13 protein-coding genes and 1 pseudogene are annotated in these 15,462 nt (G+C 57.9%); 2 read left to right on the forward strand and 12 right to left on the reverse strand.

Going from position 1 to position 15,462, the window contains the following annotated elements; translation table 11 throughout:
* The first annotated feature begins 62 nt into the window (after positions 1-62).
* Complete coding sequence (locus ACIREA_RS00145; protein WP_397379286.1) at positions 63-446, forward strand: winged helix-turn-helix transcriptional regulator; 384 nt, start codon at positions 63-65, stop codon at positions 444-446.
* Positions 447-503: 57 nt separating this feature from the next.
* Here ACIREA_RS00145 and ACIREA_RS00150 read toward each other — a convergent pair.
* From ACIREA_RS00150 to ACIREA_RS00190, 9 genes and pseudogenes are all read right to left on the reverse strand, one after another.
* Positions 504-914 (reverse strand): annotated as a pseudogene (locus tag ACIREA_RS00150) (OsmC family protein); the annotation flags it as partial.
* Between the two features lie 66 nt (positions 915-980).
* Positions 981-2,429, reverse strand: a complete 1,449-nt coding sequence (locus ACIREA_RS00155) for a DUF1080 domain-containing protein (protein WP_397379289.1) — start codon at positions 2,427-2,429, stop codon at positions 981-983.
* Positions 2,426-3,304: a metallophosphoesterase gene (locus ACIREA_RS00160; RefSeq protein WP_397379291.1), complete on the reverse strand. Its 879-nt coding sequence runs from the start codon at positions 3,302-3,304 to the stop codon at positions 2,426-2,428. Before ACIREA_RS00160 ends, ACIREA_RS00155 begins: the two co-directional genes overlap by 4 nt.
* A 44-nt stretch (positions 3,305-3,348) precedes the next feature.
* Positions 3,349-4,617, reverse strand: coding sequence for a polysaccharide pyruvyl transferase family protein (locus ACIREA_RS00165; RefSeq protein WP_397379293.1), 1,269 nt, complete (start codon positions 4,615-4,617; stop codon positions 3,349-3,351).
* 30 nt (positions 4,618-4,647) lie between these two features.
* On the reverse strand, positions 4,648-6,231 hold the full coding sequence (locus tag ACIREA_RS00170; protein ID WP_397379295.1) for an FAD-dependent oxidoreductase: 1,584 nt from the start codon (positions 6,229-6,231) through the stop codon (positions 4,648-4,650).
* Between the two features lie 7 nt (positions 6,232-6,238).
* Complete coding sequence (locus ACIREA_RS00175) at positions 6,239-8,284, reverse strand: FAD-dependent oxidoreductase (RefSeq protein ID WP_397379297.1); 2,046 nt, start codon at positions 8,282-8,284, stop codon at positions 6,239-6,241.
* A gap of 36 nt (positions 8,285-8,320) precedes the next feature.
* The gene (locus tag ACIREA_RS00180; RefSeq protein WP_397379299.1) at positions 8,321-9,226 is read right to left on the reverse strand and encodes a DUF4886 domain-containing protein; all 906 of its coding nucleotides are present in this window, start codon (positions 9,224-9,226) and stop codon (positions 8,321-8,323) included.
* Between the two features lie 12 nt (positions 9,227-9,238).
* Positions 9,239-9,640: a YlbF family regulator gene (locus ACIREA_RS00185; RefSeq protein WP_397379301.1), complete on the reverse strand. Its 402-nt coding sequence runs from the start codon at positions 9,638-9,640 to the stop codon at positions 9,239-9,241.
* 55 nt (positions 9,641-9,695) lie between these two features.
* Positions 9,696-10,409 (reverse strand): HpcH/HpaI aldolase/citrate lyase family protein, encoded by a 714-nt coding sequence (locus ACIREA_RS00190; RefSeq protein WP_397379303.1) that lies wholly within the window; start codon positions 10,407-10,409, stop codon positions 9,696-9,698.
* 76 nt (positions 10,410-10,485) lie between these two features.
* Here ACIREA_RS00190 and ACIREA_RS00195 point away from each other — a divergent pair, with 76 nt between their 5' ends.
* Positions 10,486-11,238 carry a hypothetical protein gene (locus ACIREA_RS00195; RefSeq protein WP_397379305.1) on the forward strand — a complete coding sequence of 251 codons (753 nt, stop codon included), beginning with the start codon at positions 10,486-10,488 and terminating at the stop codon, positions 11,236-11,238.
* 49 nt (positions 11,239-11,287) lie between these two features.
* On the opposite strand, the gene ACIREA_RS00200 is transcribed toward ACIREA_RS00195, so the two are convergent.
* The 3 genes from ACIREA_RS00200 to ACIREA_RS00210 form a co-directional block, all read right to left on the reverse strand.
* Positions 11,288-12,343 (reverse strand): phosphotransferase family protein, encoded by a 1,056-nt coding sequence (locus tag ACIREA_RS00200; RefSeq protein WP_397379307.1) that lies wholly within the window; start codon positions 12,341-12,343, stop codon positions 11,288-11,290.
* A gap of 2 nt (positions 12,344-12,345) precedes the next feature.
* Positions 12,346-13,278, reverse strand: a complete 933-nt coding sequence (locus tag ACIREA_RS00205; RefSeq protein WP_397379308.1) for a bile acid:sodium symporter family protein — start codon at positions 13,276-13,278, stop codon at positions 12,346-12,348.
* Between the two features lie 31 nt (positions 13,279-13,309).
* On the reverse strand, positions 13,310-15,462 hold a 2,153-nt coding region (locus tag ACIREA_RS00210), incomplete at its 5' end, for a sialidase family protein (RefSeq protein WP_397379310.1).

Below are 15,462 nucleotides of genomic sequence, written 5' to 3' on the forward strand. Positions count from 1 at the left end.
ATTGCTTGCATTATGCAAGTTTTTTACTTTTGAAACGCAAGTATTTGGAATCATAGTCCCCCATGCCCAAGGCCAAAGCATCCAAACGCCCGCTCAAGGCGCCACCGACATCCTCACGCCGCTCCCCCTGCCCTGTGTCCTGTGCACTCGACCTGTTTGGCGACCGGTGGACGCTTCTTGTCATCCGCGATCTCATGCTGGGCCGCAGCCGCTTCAAAGACTTTGTCAGCTCTCCCGAAGGCATTCCCACCAACATCCTCAGCGACCGCCTCGAACGTCTTCTCGAAGCAGACATTATCCGCCAGATCCCCGCCTCTGACGGTGGCAAGCGCATGGCCTACGAACTCACTGAGAAAGGCGATTCCCTCCGGCCAGTTATGAAGTCCATCCGTGACTGGGGGCTCGCCTGGGAACCGGGCACGAAAGCCATCTTGCAGCAAAGCTGACCAAGCCAGTGTCAAAAGACACCGGACTTGACAAGTCTTCTTCATTCACAGCCGGGATCACGCCAGCTTCGCTTCCATCGTGATTGTCGCATTCAGCAGCTTGGACACGGGACACCCCGCCTTGGCTTTACCCGCGAGGTCTTGGAAGGTGGCGTCGTCGATGCCAGGGATGACGGCGGTCACATCGAGGTGGCTGGCCGTGATGGCAAAGCCCCCGTCTTTCCGTTCCAGCGTGATGGTGGCACTGGTGTCGATCTTGTCGGGGGTAAATCCAGCGCCGCCCAGAATCATGGAGAAAGCCATCGAGAAGCAGCCCGCGTGGGCCGCACCGATGAGTTCTTCAGGATTTGTACCCTGCTCGCCTTCGAATCGAGTCTTGAAAGAGTAGGGTTTGTCAGTGAGCGCACCGGAGCCGGTGCTGAGAGTGCCGGTTCCTTCTCTGAGGGACCCCTGCCATTGCGCGGATGCTTTTTGTTACATGATCGTGTGGATGAGAGTTTGTCAGGAAAACCCATTCTACGATTGGCGGTAAAATCAGGACTTCGAAATTCGTGAGACAATCACCTCAGAGGTCTTCCGGTCGATGGAATACAGCACTCCGTCTTTACCGCGATCCCAGGCGAAGGCCTGTCCGTGGGCGCTGATCGGTATCGCGCTCTGCCAGAGCAACACGTCACCCTTGGCCGGGAGATCGAGCACATACAACTCCTGCGCATCATGGCCGGTGATGAAGAGATGCCCGGCAGGCCCAAAGCTGCCGCCGGAACTGCTGTTCTTGCCAAACTTCGCCGCCACTTCGCTCGGAAATTTCAGTTCTCCGAGATTCTTCCACTGGGCATCAAACATCACGATCCGCGTCTTCGCAGGATCACCGGTCTTCGCATACTGCGCAAAACAGGCATACCAAAGCCCATCGCGCCGGTCCACCCAGGTCAGCGAGCCGTCGGCGTCCGTCAGGTCAATGGACTCCAAATGCAGCATCGTCTGTGGATCCCAAATCTCCACGGAGCTCGTCATCGGCATCTCAGGGTAGTTGGAATGCGCGCAGTAGAGCTTCCCATCAAGCACGACTCCCGCGTTCAGATGCTTGATGTGTCCCTCCTTCGCCTCCTTCCAGCCGCCGACACGTTCGCCGCTGTCTTTGCGATATTTGCCGATGGCCGCGTTCGTGATCGCATAAAAATAAGTGTCATCCACTGCCACACCTTGATGCGCCTCCTCAGCCTTGAATCGTTTCATCTCTTGGTGCCGCAACGCAGATTTTTTCGCAGGCTTGGGTTTGGGGTTCAGCAGCTCCTGAATACGCGCCTCTTCTTTTTTCAATGCAGCCTCGGACACGGGCATGGGCGTGAGGTTTTCACTCACCAGCGGCTCGTCAGCTGGAATCGTGCGCCAGCGCAGGTTCTTGAACCACACATCGGCGCCATGATCCTGCAGCCAGAGATTACCACCCCGCTTTGCAAGGTCCGTGCCTCGATAGCTGACCAGTTTGATGGCGTCTTTCCAGCGCGGATCGGCATAGTCGAAATCGACCACTTTCTCTCCGTTCAACCAATGCTGGATGACGCTGCCCTTGCAGATGACGCGCGCCTCATTCCACTGCTCAAATGGTCGAACCACATCCTTGGTCGGGGCCATGCAGAAGAACAGTGAGCCCGCACTCTGCCGCGGATTTTCGCCGTAGGGGCTGTTGGCGTTGTCGAGCAATTGATACTCATACTGACCCGGCCGGTAATACACACCGCTGTTGCAGCCCTTCGCCACTTTCCACTCAAAGCGCAGCTCGAAATCATCCGGCACCTTCGCCTTTTCATAGGTCAATGAGCCGCCCTTCTTCACGCGTGCGATCTCGCCATTCACCACCGTCCAGTTGCCATCATGCTTCCAGCCATCAAGGGTTTTGCCGTCGAATAGGGATTCGAAGCCGGGCTCCAGCGCGAGCACGGAGCTTGTGAATGCCAGGAGAAGGAGAAAGTGTTTCATGCGTGGTTCAAAGTACGATTTACCTGCCTGCGGAAGCCGTTCAAGCGCAGCGAGCCATCAGCCATGATGTCGAGCATCGAGTAGCCGTTGTTTTCCATGCCGCTGCCCTCCACCATGGCGACGAGCGTGGTGAAGTGGATGCCAGCGATTTGCTGATAGTCGTTCTTGTGCGAGTGGCCCTGGAACACAGCGAGCACCTTGCCGGACTTCTCCAGCAGCGCACGCACTTCGGCGGCGTTGCACACGGCGTGCGCCTTGTCCATGTCGAGCCGTTGATGCGCGAAGACAACCACCGGACCGCCTGCCTTGGCCAGCGAAGCCTCCAGCCATTCCAGCTCCGCCTTGGGCAGATTGGCATCCTGCCAGTTGAAATTCTTCCGTTCATACGGTGTGCCATCCTCACGGAAGCAGGCGTCGAGAATCAAAAACGTCACCCCATTCTCTTCAAATGCTGCATGCCCTCCCGTCGCCTTCGTGTGAGCGGCAAACTCCTGCTTCGTCAACGTGCCCACGCAGTGATTTCCCAACACATAATGCCTCGGAATCGCGAGCCGGGCGAATTGCGATTCCATCGTCTTCAGCCATTCGATCTCACGCTCCACTGAATCCGCCTGATCGATGAAATCACCCAGCTCGATCACTAATGCCGGCTTTTCACGATTCATGACCTCCACCGCCTCATCCAGCTTCGCCAGTGCCTCGCGGTAGAACCGCGTCTTGGTGGGCTCCTTGTCCGCATAATGCAGATCCGTCATCAAGCCGACACGCAGAAGGGGTTTCGCCGCAGTATCAGCAGCGAGAATTCTATCAGCCCCGATACCGGCAAGGCAAAGGGAGCTGTGATGGAGAAAGGCGCGGCGAGAAATAGAAGACATGGCGTGTGAAAACGAGACCCAGCCCTTTTTTTGCCGTCAAATCATCATGCCTTTTCGAGAATGCCCTTCACGTGCTGCATCGACTTGCCGAAGCATTCATGCACATAAACCATGGCCTTCTTCACTTTGTCCTGGGCCGCAGGGTAGTCGGCATCGATGGCGAACAGAGTCTCCGCCATCTTGTCCGCTGGTGTCTCGTCCATTTCCAGCAGCCATTCACCCAGGCCGATGTCCTTGAACATCCAGCACTTTGGCGAGTGGAACTCGGAGTAGGTGTGGATGATCGGCGTGCCGTTTGCCAAGGCGATAATTGGTGAATGCGGCTCGTGGCAGACGATGGTGTGGGCGCGCGCAAAAATGGAGGCGGCCTCGTCGGCATTCCAGAAGTACTCCAGATTCACGACGTGCTTCTGAATCTCCGGCGGGAGCGGGTCGTGGATGAGGCGCTTGTTGTGCTCCATCTCCTTCTTCACCTCAGGGGCGATGAGTACTTTGTGCCCGGTCTTCTTGACCCACATCGTGACGAGCTCCCGATACTTAGCCGCACGGCGTTCATCATCGGCGATCTGCTCAGGGGTGGGATGCAGCGGGTTGAGCTTCGGGGTGCGGGTGTCATCCACGCCGGGCAGTTTGGCCGTGTTGGTGCGCAGTTGGAGGGTGATGAACTTCCGCTCTTCCAATCCGAGTTTCTTCATGATCGCCAATCCGCGCATGTCATCGCGCACGTCGATGCCGAAACAGCCGTCCGGCCCGAACTCAAGCACGGGCGTCTTGATACCAGCGCCATTGAGGATTCTCAGAGTCTTCGTCTCACGTGTGTAGATGAACGAAGCCGCATTCAGCAAGGCGATGCGCTCCTCCGCGCCTTTGCCTTCCACCATGCTGGCGAAATACGACTGCCCAAACAGTCCATAAGACCTGCCTGCCTTCTGGCAAAACTGCATGAAGCTGATGTCCTGACCCATGCCGGAGTTGCGGATGAACAGATCGCAGCCCATGATCGCCTGCCGCAGCGCCTCGTCCTTTTCACCTTTGCCTGTGAGGCTGCCCTGCAGAATCTCCACCTTGGGAAAGCGCGTCTTGAGCATCGCGGTGACGCGTTCGTCCAGCTTCATCGCCCACAGCACCACCTTCACCTCCGGCAGATGCTCTTTAATGACACGCAGCGTTCCCGGCGTGTGACCGATGTCACCGATGTTCACTGTATCCCAGGCAGATTGCAGCAGAATGGTCTTCGGCTTTCCATTGGCGGCAAAAACAGAACCACCAAGCGCGGCGGTGACGGAGGCGATGAAGTGACGGCGGGTAGGCATGGTTGGGAGGCAGTGAAACTGAATTGAACGTTAAAATTCAGGAGGACCGTTGAGATGTTCACACTTCTCCGGCAATCCGGGAATGAAATCGACCACCTGCTTCTGGGCGCGCAGCTTGTCCTGCAATGGGGCCAACGGCACATTCTGCACGGTGGCACCATCCTTCACCGCCAGCGCAGCAGCGATGCCTGCGGCGTGACCGGTGATCATCCACACGCTCTCCAGCCGCAGCGTGCAAAAGGCCACATGGGTGTAGCTCGCAGCGCCGGGCACCAGCAAGTTGGTGCATTCGGAGGCTTTCGGTATCAGCGCCCGATACGGAATCTGATAAGCGTAGCCCATGCGCCAGATGCGGCCTTCATTGACGAACTCGTTTTCATTCAAGGCCACACGCTGAACATGATGGCAGTCGATGAAATGGCTGCTCATGCCGATACTGTCCGGCTTGCGGCGGTCTTCCTGCACATCCTGCTGCGTCACGACATGTTCGCCGCGCATCCGCCGTGCCTCGCGTACGTAGAGCTGATAGGGCAGGCTGCCATTGTCAGTGAACTCATTCTTGTGCAGGCCCAGCGCCTTCATCTCCTCCTGCACGTTCGCAGGCACTGCGGCATCCGTGGCGAGGAAGTGCAGCAGACCGAGCGTGTAATCCATGTGATCCTGGTAAATGCGGGCACGCTCTTCGTAGGTGGCATTGGGCCAGTCAAACTGACCGCCAAAATGTCCCAGAGAGTAGATGGCGGACTGCTTGTTGTTCAGTTCAAACTTGCCATTGCGACGTCCGTAGAGGTCGATGATGTCCGCAAGTTTCACCGGCTTCTTTTGCTGGGTCTGATCGCTAAGCCAGCTGGCCAGCAGCGCGTAACGCTTCTCGTCGTAATGCTTCGGCACTGGGATGGGCACCTGCAGCTTGGGATCCTTTGCCACCGTGAGGCGGAAATTGTAGTTCATCGGTGCACGATGGGCATCGCCTTCATACAAATCTTTGGCCCACGCACTGATACCAGGGAGCAACGTTCCAATCTCATCCACCGTCCGGGCTTGGCGCGCTGTCTTGTCAAAACGGACGCCCGCAGCCTCTTCGCCAAACTCCGCCTTTGCCTCGCGACCGACTGCGTATTTGACACCAGCACGCGCCATGAGATCGCCTTCGTAACCTGCGTCGATGAAGACTTTCGCCTGTAGCTTGGAACCATCCGTAAGGGTAATGGCAGTGATGCGCGCGCCATCTTTTTCCACTGTATCCACCGACGCACCAGAACGCACCTCCACGCCCGCCTCACGCATCATTTCGAGGTAGATTTTTTCGGCGATGCTGGACTCAAAGAAATACTCCGGACCACCGGTCTGATAGTGGGCGCCGAGGCGGCGATAAAATTCATCCGCAAAACCACCGATGGTCCATTTCAGCATGTGCTCGCTCTCGGCAGTGTTGATGCCGCTCGTGCTCAAACCGCCGACGTGCTTCGTCGGCTCAATAAGCACAACTTTGGCCCCTTCACGCGCAGCCACGATGGATGCCGCGATGCCACAGGGCACACCGCCATACACCACGATGTCCGCAGCTTTGAGGTGGGTGACGCAGATCAAACAAGCGAAGAAAAATGTCTTCATGGTGGGTTTAGTGGTTAGACTCGATGAGTTGCAGCGCATCCAGAATCACAAACCCTGCTGTGCCGGTATTGCTGACAGTGATGACTGTTTCAACACCGCCATCAAGCTGCACGCTGCCAATGGTGCGAAACGCCTCCCCAGCGGCCAGCGGCAGCGTTTGATCGACAATAATATCAGTCTTGCGTCCGCCGCATTGAATCGTCACTGGCACCTTTGCTGCACGAGTCTCATGAGGCGAATAGGCCATGCGCAGCTCGTAGCTGCCTGTCTTGAGCGCTTTGCAGCGAAAGATGGCGATGGACTGGCCGTCGGCGCGTTTGTCATCATGGAGATAGCCGGTGCCGATGTGTGGCTTGAAGCCGGAAGAGCGGCTCCATTGGCCCTTGAGTTCGGCCTGCGAGTCATCCAGCACAATGCCGGGAAGGGTTTTTGGATCAACATTCATCGCACCCTTCGCTTCGGGTGGAACATCCGGCAGAACGGGCAGTTCAAGCACCTGTTTCTGCGCCAGAAGCCGCTCACGCAGTGCGGCATACGGAAGTTTTTGCACAGCGAGGTTTTGCTTCGCACTCACAGCGGCGGCAATGCCTGCACTCTGGCCGAGAATCATCCACGTAGGCTCCACCCGGATCGATGAGATGCCCACATGCGTGCAAGACAGCGCAACGGGCACCAGCAAGTTGTCACATTCGGCAAGCTTTGGCGTGATGGCGCGATAGGGAATGTGATATGGATAGCCATGCCGCCGACCCGCCATCCGCACCGGCATGATGGTGCCCTCATCCGTGACCATGTCCTTCGTCCCCACTCGCTGGCAATCGTGCGAATCGATTGGAAAGGATGAGACGATGATGGCATCGTCCTTCTTCGGCTCGTCCATGATGTCTTTCTGCGAAACGACGTATTCACCGATCATGCGCCGACCTTCGCGCACGTAGAGCTGAGGTGACCAATGGCCATAAGCGGGGAATTCATCACGGCAGAGGCCGATCTCCGACATCTGCTGCCGCAGGTGCTCTGGCACGGCAGGATCGGTGCTGAGGAAATGATGCATCTCCAGCGTGTATTGCTTGTGCGCTTCCCAGATTTTCGCACGCATGCCTTCATCTGCCTCGCTCCAGCCGTTGCAGGCTCCCACGAGACCCATGGAGAACTGTTTGCCGATGCCGTTGTTTGCATCAAACTTGTTGCCCGGAAGCGGATAGAGGTCCCACAGCAGATGCGGTTGCTTTTCTTGCGCAAAGTAGCGCCGCACGACTTCAAAGCGTGCAGGGTCATAGTGCGCAGGCTGCGGAAAGGGAACGCGATTTTCCGGGTCTTTCGTGACGCAAAGACGGAAGCTGTACACCATCACGTTCTTGTCGCCCGCCTCATCAGCACCAGCATCTATTGTCGTGATGAGCGGCAGCGGCTTGCCTGCGTCATCAAGGCCCGAGATGGCCAGCTTCGCCTTGGAATACTGCTTTCCGGCCAGAGGCTCGCCGAAGTCCTGCCGTCCTTCGCGGCCAATCGTCCAGCTCACTCCGGCCGCCGCCATCAAATCTCCTTCATAGGTGCCATCCACGAACACCTTGGCTGCGAAATCACCGTCACTTGTGACTAGTTTTGTGATGTGATTGCCTTGTTTTGCCACTGATTGCAAAACTCGCTTCGTCAGCACCTTCACACCGGCTTCATCCAGCATCTGCTGCGTGATCTTTGCCACTATATGAGGCTCGTAGGTCCAGGGTTTGTGATCTTTGTCACTTACGCTGTAAGGCAGTGCGACACCGCGCATCTGGTAGTCTTTTTCGATGCGTGCATGCCATTCCTCGAACAGGCCAAGAACCGTACAGCGCACTGTTTGATTAGAGTCGCTGAAGCAGAGGCCGCCGGTGTTTACGCCGCCGACATGAGCGGTGGGCTCCAGAAGGATGACAGAGGCGCCCTCACGTGCTGCTGCGATGGCTGCGCAAAAGCCGCCCGGGGTGGCTCCATAGACAATGACGTCCGCCTCCGTGGCGGCATGTGCTGAGAAACTGAGTGCAAAGAGAAGCGAGACGAGGCGAGTCATGGTTCACATAAGAACACGCCCCTCTCATTTTGGACATCATTTTGTCCGTTCGGTCACGGCGCGATGCGCTGTCTCCTGTAAAAAACGGGCGTCTGTCGGATCCAGTCCCTTGGGCATGAAGGTGTTGCCTACGGCGCTCTCGCCAAACAGCACCTCGTACCAGACGCAGGCACCGAGGTATTCGCCAGCCATGCTGGCATGATGGCCGTCCATGCCGAGTGCGATTTTACCACCGTTTTTGGGCTTGGCCCAGCGCCAGCCGACGTGCAGGGAGTGTGTCTGATTCGGCAATTCCGGCTGTTTGGCCGCTTTGGGATTGAAGGTGGTATCTGTTTGATAAGCCCAACTCGGATCGGTGTCCGCGAGATGGAAAGCGTCGCCGGTCGGGATGATGCGGGCACCAAATTCTGCGGCGATTTTGTCATAGGCGGAACGCAGGCCGGTATACATCTCCTCTTGTGACTTGAGATCACCTGGCTTGGAGAAGCGTGGATCGTCTTTTCGATATTCCCAGGTTTCGTGCACGAGCAGTTTCGCCTGGGGCGCGTGTTTGGTGATGTAGTCGCGCAACCAGCCTGCGTAGGGCTGATAGGTGGCGAAGTCGTGGCTCTTGATGCTGGCCTGCTGGATGGTGACGTAGTCCCACTTTTGCAGTTCGAGATTTTCCTTCAACCCGCGGCCACTTGTGTAGAGACCCGCCTTGTCCTTCGGGTCTGCTTCATGCTTCTGCGCTTTCTCGGCGTGCACCTGAAATGAGGCACCGCCGATGACGAGGGGCTGATGAATGAGCGTGTGCCCGCCCGCCTTCGCCAGATCGCCGAGGTAATGCGTGGCATTGGCGGAGAAGCTGTTGCCGATGGTGAGCAACTTCACCGTTTTGGCCTCGCCCGCGAAGGACGAGACGCAAAACAGCATCGCAGCGATCAGGACGAACGCTTTCATGCAGCCAAGTGATTAGTGGCAGCCGCAGCCTTCACCACAACCTTTGGAGAACACTTCGGCTTCCGCAGGCACTTCACCGCGTTCGAGGCTTTTGCCGACGTAGCTTGTGACCACTTCGGCGATGCCGCGCAGCACGTCCTGGGCTTCGATGAAGCTGAGGATGGCGGTGTTGGCATCGCACTGATCCTGCAGATCGGTGAAACGGGAAATTTCTTCTCCGCTGGGCTCTTCGCCGTTGTGCTGCTTCTGGTGCAGGGCGCGGCCGAGCGTGGCCATCTCGCGATAGAGAGACACTGCCGATTCATTGGCGAGGAAGGCTTCTGCTTTTTCGCGGGCATTTTTCACGTCGGTGTCGGCCACGAGGGTTTCGCACAGTTCGACGATCTTGGATTTGATTTGGGGGGATGCGGTCATGGGGGAGGCGAGATTATAGGGGAAACGCCTTTGAACAGGAAAAAGTCAGACTTTTTCACCATGCCCGCGCCGCCGCGAGATTCCGCTTGAAGCCCTCGCGCACCAGCGAGAGGTCGGAATCCATGGCGATCCAGGTGAACCCGAGGGCCTTGAGCTTTTCCTTATCATCCGCATGCCGCACGAGGATGCCGCAGCCTTTGCTGTGGTCTTTGGCAGCTTTGACGATGCTGTCCACGCAATCATCATAGCTGCGAGGTGACTGCTGGGCCTTGAGGTCGAAGGACAAATCGGCGGGGCCGATGAAGAGCGCGTCGATACCCTCCACGGCGGCGATTTGACCGGCATTCGCCACCGCCTCGGCGGTTTCGATCTGGGCGAGGATGATCGGCTTGGGCATGGCGCCGTCCGGAAGACGCATGCCATAGCCATAAGCACGCACGGTGCGTGACACGCCGCGATGGCCCTGCGGGGGATAATAGGCTGCGTCCACACAATGCCGCGCCTCCGCGACTGTGTTTACGTGCGGCACCATGATGCCCTGCGCGCCCCAGTCGAGCACGCGAGCAATCAGATCTGGATGCGGAGCACTCACACGCACGATGGCAAGGGTGTCGCTGCCACGCAGAGCGCGCAGTTGATCTGGCAGCGCGGCTTCGGATTCGCAGCCGTGCTCCAGATCGATCAAAACCCAGTCGAAGCCGCACTCGGCGGCGAGTTCAGTGACCGCAGGTGAACCGATTGAAAGAAAGGTGCCGATGTGAGTTTTCATGGATTGGTTGTAGCTCGGTATTCCGATACCGAGAAAACGCCATCGCGGAATCGGAAATCCGCGCTACAACGCCGTCATGCCGCACCAGCCACTGTCGCAGCCTGTTCAAATCCCGGAAAGGCCGGTGTTTACTGCTTATGAGGAAAAGGAGGATTTCTGGCTCATTCCTGGATATGAGCGCAACCTGCCACACTGGCGGTTGATCGGAGCCACATACTTCGTGACCTTTCGACTGGCCGATTCTCTTCCGTCTAAGGTGATTCTGCGCTGGAAGCAGGACGAGTCTCAATGGCTGTTTCAACACGGCATCGACATTCATTGGCAGAATCGTGATCCTGAACGCTTTCGGCAGGCGGTGTCAGGGCTCGACCCATCAGTGCGTGCAGCTTTTCAACGCGAGATGGCGCGTCAGTTTTTTCTCGAACTAGATCAATGTCACGGCTGCTGTGCGCTGAGGCAGCAGGAAGCCCAAGCTCAGGTAGCAGACTCGCTGCGCTTCTTCCATGGACGGCGTTTGTGGGTTGGTGATTTCGTGATCATGCCCAATCACGTGCATGTCATCGCGCAGCCGTTTGCGGGCGTTCAACTGGAAGAGTGGTTGTATTCGGTGAAGCGATTTACAGCCGCGCGTTTGATGCAGGAAGGTAATCTTGAGGAGCGACTGGTGACACGAGCCGGGAATGTCTGGCAGCCGGAGTCGTTTGATCGGGTCATTCGTGATCTTGGTGAATTGCGAAGAACGCGGGATTACATTGCGAAGAATCCAAGGCATCTGCATGAGGACGAATTTCAATTGCACCAAGCGGAGTGGATCGATGCTTTATTGTAATGCGGAGTTTGGTTTCGCGGCGGGGCGGTCGCGGTATCGGAATACCGCGCTACAATGCTGCTTCGGATCTCAGGCAGTGAAGGGCGTGGAAGAGCTTTTTGAGGGTGAATTCGCGCAGAGACTGGCCGGAGGTGCCGGACGAGATGAGGAAGAAGCCATCGTCACGGTCAAAGTAGCCCGCACCCACGCGGATCACGGATTTGACAATCATGTTGCGCAGCAGATGCAGCCAGAAGCGGCGCATATGTTCTGCAGGCAGGACACGGGTGCTTTGATAACCCTCAAAGGCCCGGCGCAGAAACGCATCATCATGAAAGCAGGCGAGGAGCGAGAGATCGTCCATGGGATCGCCGCTGATGGCGTCGTCAAAGTCGATGAAGGCCGAGATCTCGCTTTCGCTGCCGAGGATGTTCCAGAGGGCGAGGTCCTTGTGAACGAAGCAGCCGGTGTCGAGTTGGAGAAGCGACTGATGATTTTCGATCTCGGCACTGATTTCGTCGCTTTGAGATTGCGTGAGGAAGCCGCGGGTGACGAGGAAGGACAGGTGTTGATCGAGGCGAAGATGGAAGTAGTCGGCGTAGGTGGCGTGATAGCCACACATCGACTCATCCAGGATTCCAAAGCCCGGCAGCTTGATCGTCTGCCATTTAGCCACTGCCTCGCCGATACCGAAGGCAATGCGCGGCACATCGAGACGCCCCTGCTTGAACCAGTGATTGAGATCAGGGTCAAAGATGCGCTCCAAGGCTTGCCAGGCGAAGGGGACACGAGACCGCGAAGCATCGCAGGCATAAACCCGCGGTGTCATCACTCCGGCGTCACGCACCCTTGCCAGAAGCGCCGACTCCACGGCAAGCTGGCCGTCCTTTTCAGGGCCGTTTTCGACACGCATGAACATCGACTGTCCGGCCACCCTGGCATTCCAGGTGAGATGATTGCCCTGACCGATTCCTTTGCTCAGCTCAACGACCTGCGTGACGAAATGCCGCTGCAAAGCCTCACCAAGCTGCTGCTCGATTTCGGCATCCGCCGCGCCGCGCATCTGCGTGCCGTGAAACGCCGCTGGGCGGTCGCATTTCCAGTAATAGATGTCGCGTCGGCTCATGATCATGCATCCGGTGTGCGGCGCTTCCACCAGGCGGCCATGAGGCCGCCGACGATGTTTTGCATCACACCGCTGAAGACGGCGGCGGCGGCGGCGAGCGGCATCATGGGAAAATGCTCACGGGCGAGCGCGGCCGCCATGCCACCGTTTTGCATGCCCACCTCGATACTCACCGTGCGAGCGACAGATTCGGGATACCTCAGCACTTTGGGAATGATGTAGCCAACCACAAAGCCAATGACGTGCAGCAGAAATGCAGCGAGAGCCAGACGGCCAAAATGTGAGGCAACGGCGTCGGCACTGGCGGCCACGATGCCACCGCTCACAAGTGTAAAGGCCAGGACGGCAACGGTGGGACCGCAGGCTCCGATTCGATCGGCGGTGCGCGGCAGCTTCCAGCGAATGAGCACCCCAAGCACGACTGGAGCGACCGTGAGTTGCAATGCCGACAGGCACAGGCCCCAGGCATCCACCGGCACATATTTTCCGGCCAGCGCGCTGGTCCACATGGGGGTGAAAAAGAAGGCCAGCAAGGTGGAAGCGAGCGTGAGAACCACCGAGAGAGCCACGTTTGCGCGGGCAAGATAGCTGATCATGTTGGAGGCCATGCCGCCGGGGCAGCTCGAAACGAGGATGATGCCCACCGCGAGTCCGGGCTCAAGTTTCAGCAGCGTGGCCACCAGCCAGCCGGTGAGCGGCATGATGGTGTACTGCGCGAGGAATCCCAGCGCCACGCTGCCGGGCATGCGGGCGATGGCCTTGAAGTCATCCAGGCTCAACGTGAGCCCCATGCCGAGCATGGAGGCCGCGAGCGACCAGAAGATCCACGGCTTGTCGAACCACAGCATGGTCTGCGGGAAGAAGAACGCGAGTGTCGCGAGGCTCACAAGCCACACGGGATAGAGATTGTTAAACCAGTTGAGAAAGCGGGTCATGTGCGGTGATACCAAGAGGATGTGGTGTTGATCAAGGATGGATTTCGCGCAGCGCCACCCCAGTGCCGCTGATCAGCAGCACCAGCTTTTTGAAGTGCAGTTGCTCGCCAGCCAAGACCTCTTTACGATACAAGTTCACGCGATTGATTTCACCGGGGAAAAGCTGCACCTCGGGTGCATCCATCTTCGTGAAACCGGCGCTGGCGAGTGCTGCTTCCTGGCTCGCAGCCTGTGGCCGAGGGGACGGCGTGAGTGCGTAAAGCGTGCCCGGCTTGGTGATCTCCACGTCAATCTTCTCGATGCCTGTGCGCAGAAATGGCAGGCCGCTGATCTGCTCAAGCAAGGCTTCAATCACGTAGTCACGGTCCGTGAAGAGCTTCACTCCCACCTTCATCACCGCAGCTTCCACCGGCGGTGGCGCAGGCCAGACGATACGCTTTTGCCCAGCCTGCGGCTCGAACTGCGCTACGTCTTCGAGTTTGCCAAACATGATGCGCTCTTTGCGGCTCGCGTCTTTGTCTCCCTGGGTCACGACGAGCCAGATAGCACCTTCGTGTTCGTGAAAGGTCGGATATTGAAAGGACTGAAGCGTCTCGAAGCGGTATTTGCGCTCCCACGTTTTTCCGTCGCGCGAAACGTCCACATTGAACACGCTGCGGCTGACGCCCTGGATGCGGGTGGACTCCTGCCAGCCGAGGTAATAAACGCCACCGAACTTGTCGAAGGTCGGTTTCGAGTTCGCGCCATTCGGCACGATGGGCAGCGGCTTGCCCACGCTCCACGTTTTGCCATCGGCGCTGGTCGAGAAATGGTAGTTTCCCTTGTCGTTGCGGCAGATCGCCATCCATGTGCCGTCGGGCAGACGGTTCACGGCTGATTCGCTCAAGGCCTCCGACTGAGGCTCGTTGAAATGGCCGAGAACCTCAAAGGTCTCCAAGTCTTCATGAACCTGAGACAGTGCGTTCTGTTTGCCGCTGAAGTTGTTCAGGGCGACGTAGGTCTTGCCGTCGAACTTCTTGAACGAATCAAAGATGAAGAACGAGGAGTCCAATGCTCGCTTGGCAAAGCCCTGCGCCGCTGCATCGGCATGAAAATACTGGGGCTGGAAATCAAAGGTGCCCGCCGCTGTCTTCAGCTTTGCCTTGTGGATCGTGGGCACGAAGTCGCCGGACTTCAGATCAAAGTCGCGATACCACATCTGCGACTGCCGCTTTCCGGGATCTTCGCTGGTGAAGTAGCAGCGCAGAGTGTTCGCATCCTTCTGCAGGATTCGCGGCACGAAGCATGCGCCCACTGGCAGAGTCTCGTTTCCAAACCTCTGTTCGCCCTTGGCAAAGTCGATCACTTTTTCCAGAGCAAGCGTCTTGAGGTTCACGATGGAGAGAGTCGCGTAAATTTCCGGCCAGCCTGCGCTCTCCCCTGCCCTCACGTCATTGGCTTCGGTGACGATGTAGGCACGCTCACCCACACACACAAACTCCGCATCATGCGCACCTTTCACGCGCGGCGCGGAGGTATTGACGAGTCGCTGCATGACGATGTCGCCTGCGAGCGCCGGGTCCCAGTTGGCGGGGAGGAGTGAAGGCTTGTGTAGCTTGTTGATCGACTGCTTCAGCACCACCGCACCTGACACGTTTTTCCCTGCGAGCACGTCTTCCTCTTTGAACTTCGCCAGCAAGATCTCGCCATCGCCTTGGCGGTCGCGGTCGTAGGTGATCCAGATGAGGCCGTCCTTGTCCTGCACGCCGTCGGGGTAGGAGACGCCGGAACGCTCGTCCAACAGGAGGCCTTCGTTCCATTTTTGGCCATCGTTGGTGGAGAGTTGGGCGTAAAGATGGCTGCGGCCCTTAAACTTGTAGTGATTGATGAGCAGCAGATTGCCGGAGGCAAGACGACGGATGAAGAACCGGGAGCCTGGATTGGAGATGCGGGTAGCTTTCGGCTCCGCCCAAGTGCGGCCTTTGTCAGATGAGTGGCTTTCCCAGAGGAAGCCGCTGCCTGTGCGGCTGAGGAGCCAGAGACGACCGTCCTTGAGTTCGGTGATCATGCATTCGAGCGCCCATTTGGGCATGCTGAGCGCGCCGTGGAGTTTCCATGTCTTTCCTTCGTCGTTCGAGATGCCCACGCCTTGGAGTTGATCTGCGAAGGGGAACCATGCGTGGATCGGCTCGGTGGCATGTGTGA

The organism is Prosthecobacter sp., from assembly GCF_044373815.1.
In the GTDB taxonomy this organism is placed as follows: domain Bacteria; phylum Verrucomicrobiota; class Verrucomicrobiia; order Verrucomicrobiales; family Verrucomicrobiaceae; genus Prosthecobacter.

What these genes read in the sequence shown, in the direction of transcription:
- ACIREA_RS00205 (WP_397379308.1), bottom strand. Translation starts at nt 13,278, where the DNA reads ATGACCCGCTTTCTCAACTGGTTTAACAATCTCTATCCCGTGTGGCTT.
- ACIREA_RS00190 (WP_397379303.1), bottom strand. Translation starts at nt 10,409, where the DNA reads ATGAAAACTCACATCGGCACCTTTCTTTCAATCGGTTCACCTGCGGTC.
- ACIREA_RS00160 (WP_397379291.1), bottom strand. Translation starts at nt 3,304, where the DNA reads ATGTCTTCTATTTCTCGCCGCGCCTTTCTCCATCACAGCTCCCTTTGC.
- ACIREA_RS00185 (WP_397379301.1), bottom strand. Translation starts at nt 9,640, where the DNA reads ATGACCGCATCCCCCCAAATCAAATCCAAGATCGTCGAACTGTGCGAA.
- ACIREA_RS00165 (WP_397379293.1), bottom strand. Translation starts at nt 4,617, where the DNA reads ATGCCTACCCGCCGTCACTTCATCGCCTCCGTCACCGCCGCGCTTGGT.
- ACIREA_RS00170 (WP_397379295.1), bottom strand. Translation starts at nt 6,231, where the DNA reads ATGAAGACATTTTTCTTCGCTTGTTTGATCTGCGTCACCCACCTCAAA.
- ACIREA_RS00180 (WP_397379299.1), bottom strand. Translation starts at nt 9,226, where the DNA reads ATGAAAGCGTTCGTCCTGATCGCTGCGATGCTGTTTTGCGTCTCGTCC.
- ACIREA_RS00175 (WP_397379297.1), bottom strand. Translation starts at nt 8,284, where the DNA reads ATGACTCGCCTCGTCTCGCTTCTCTTTGCACTCAGTTTCTCAGCACAT.
- ACIREA_RS00195 (WP_397379305.1), top strand. Translation starts at nt 10,486, where the DNA reads ATGCCGCACCAGCCACTGTCGCAGCCTGTTCAAATCCCGGAAAGGCCG.
- ACIREA_RS00155 (WP_397379289.1), bottom strand. Translation starts at nt 2,429, where the DNA reads ATGAAACACTTTCTCCTTCTCCTGGCATTCACAAGCTCCGTGCTCGCG.
- ACIREA_RS00145 (WP_397379286.1), top strand. Translation starts at nt 63, where the DNA reads ATGCCCAAGGCCAAAGCATCCAAACGCCCGCTCAAGGCGCCACCGACA.
- ACIREA_RS00200 (WP_397379307.1), bottom strand. Translation starts at nt 12,343, where the DNA reads ATGAGCCGACGCGACATCTATTACTGGAAATGCGACCGCCCAGCGGCG.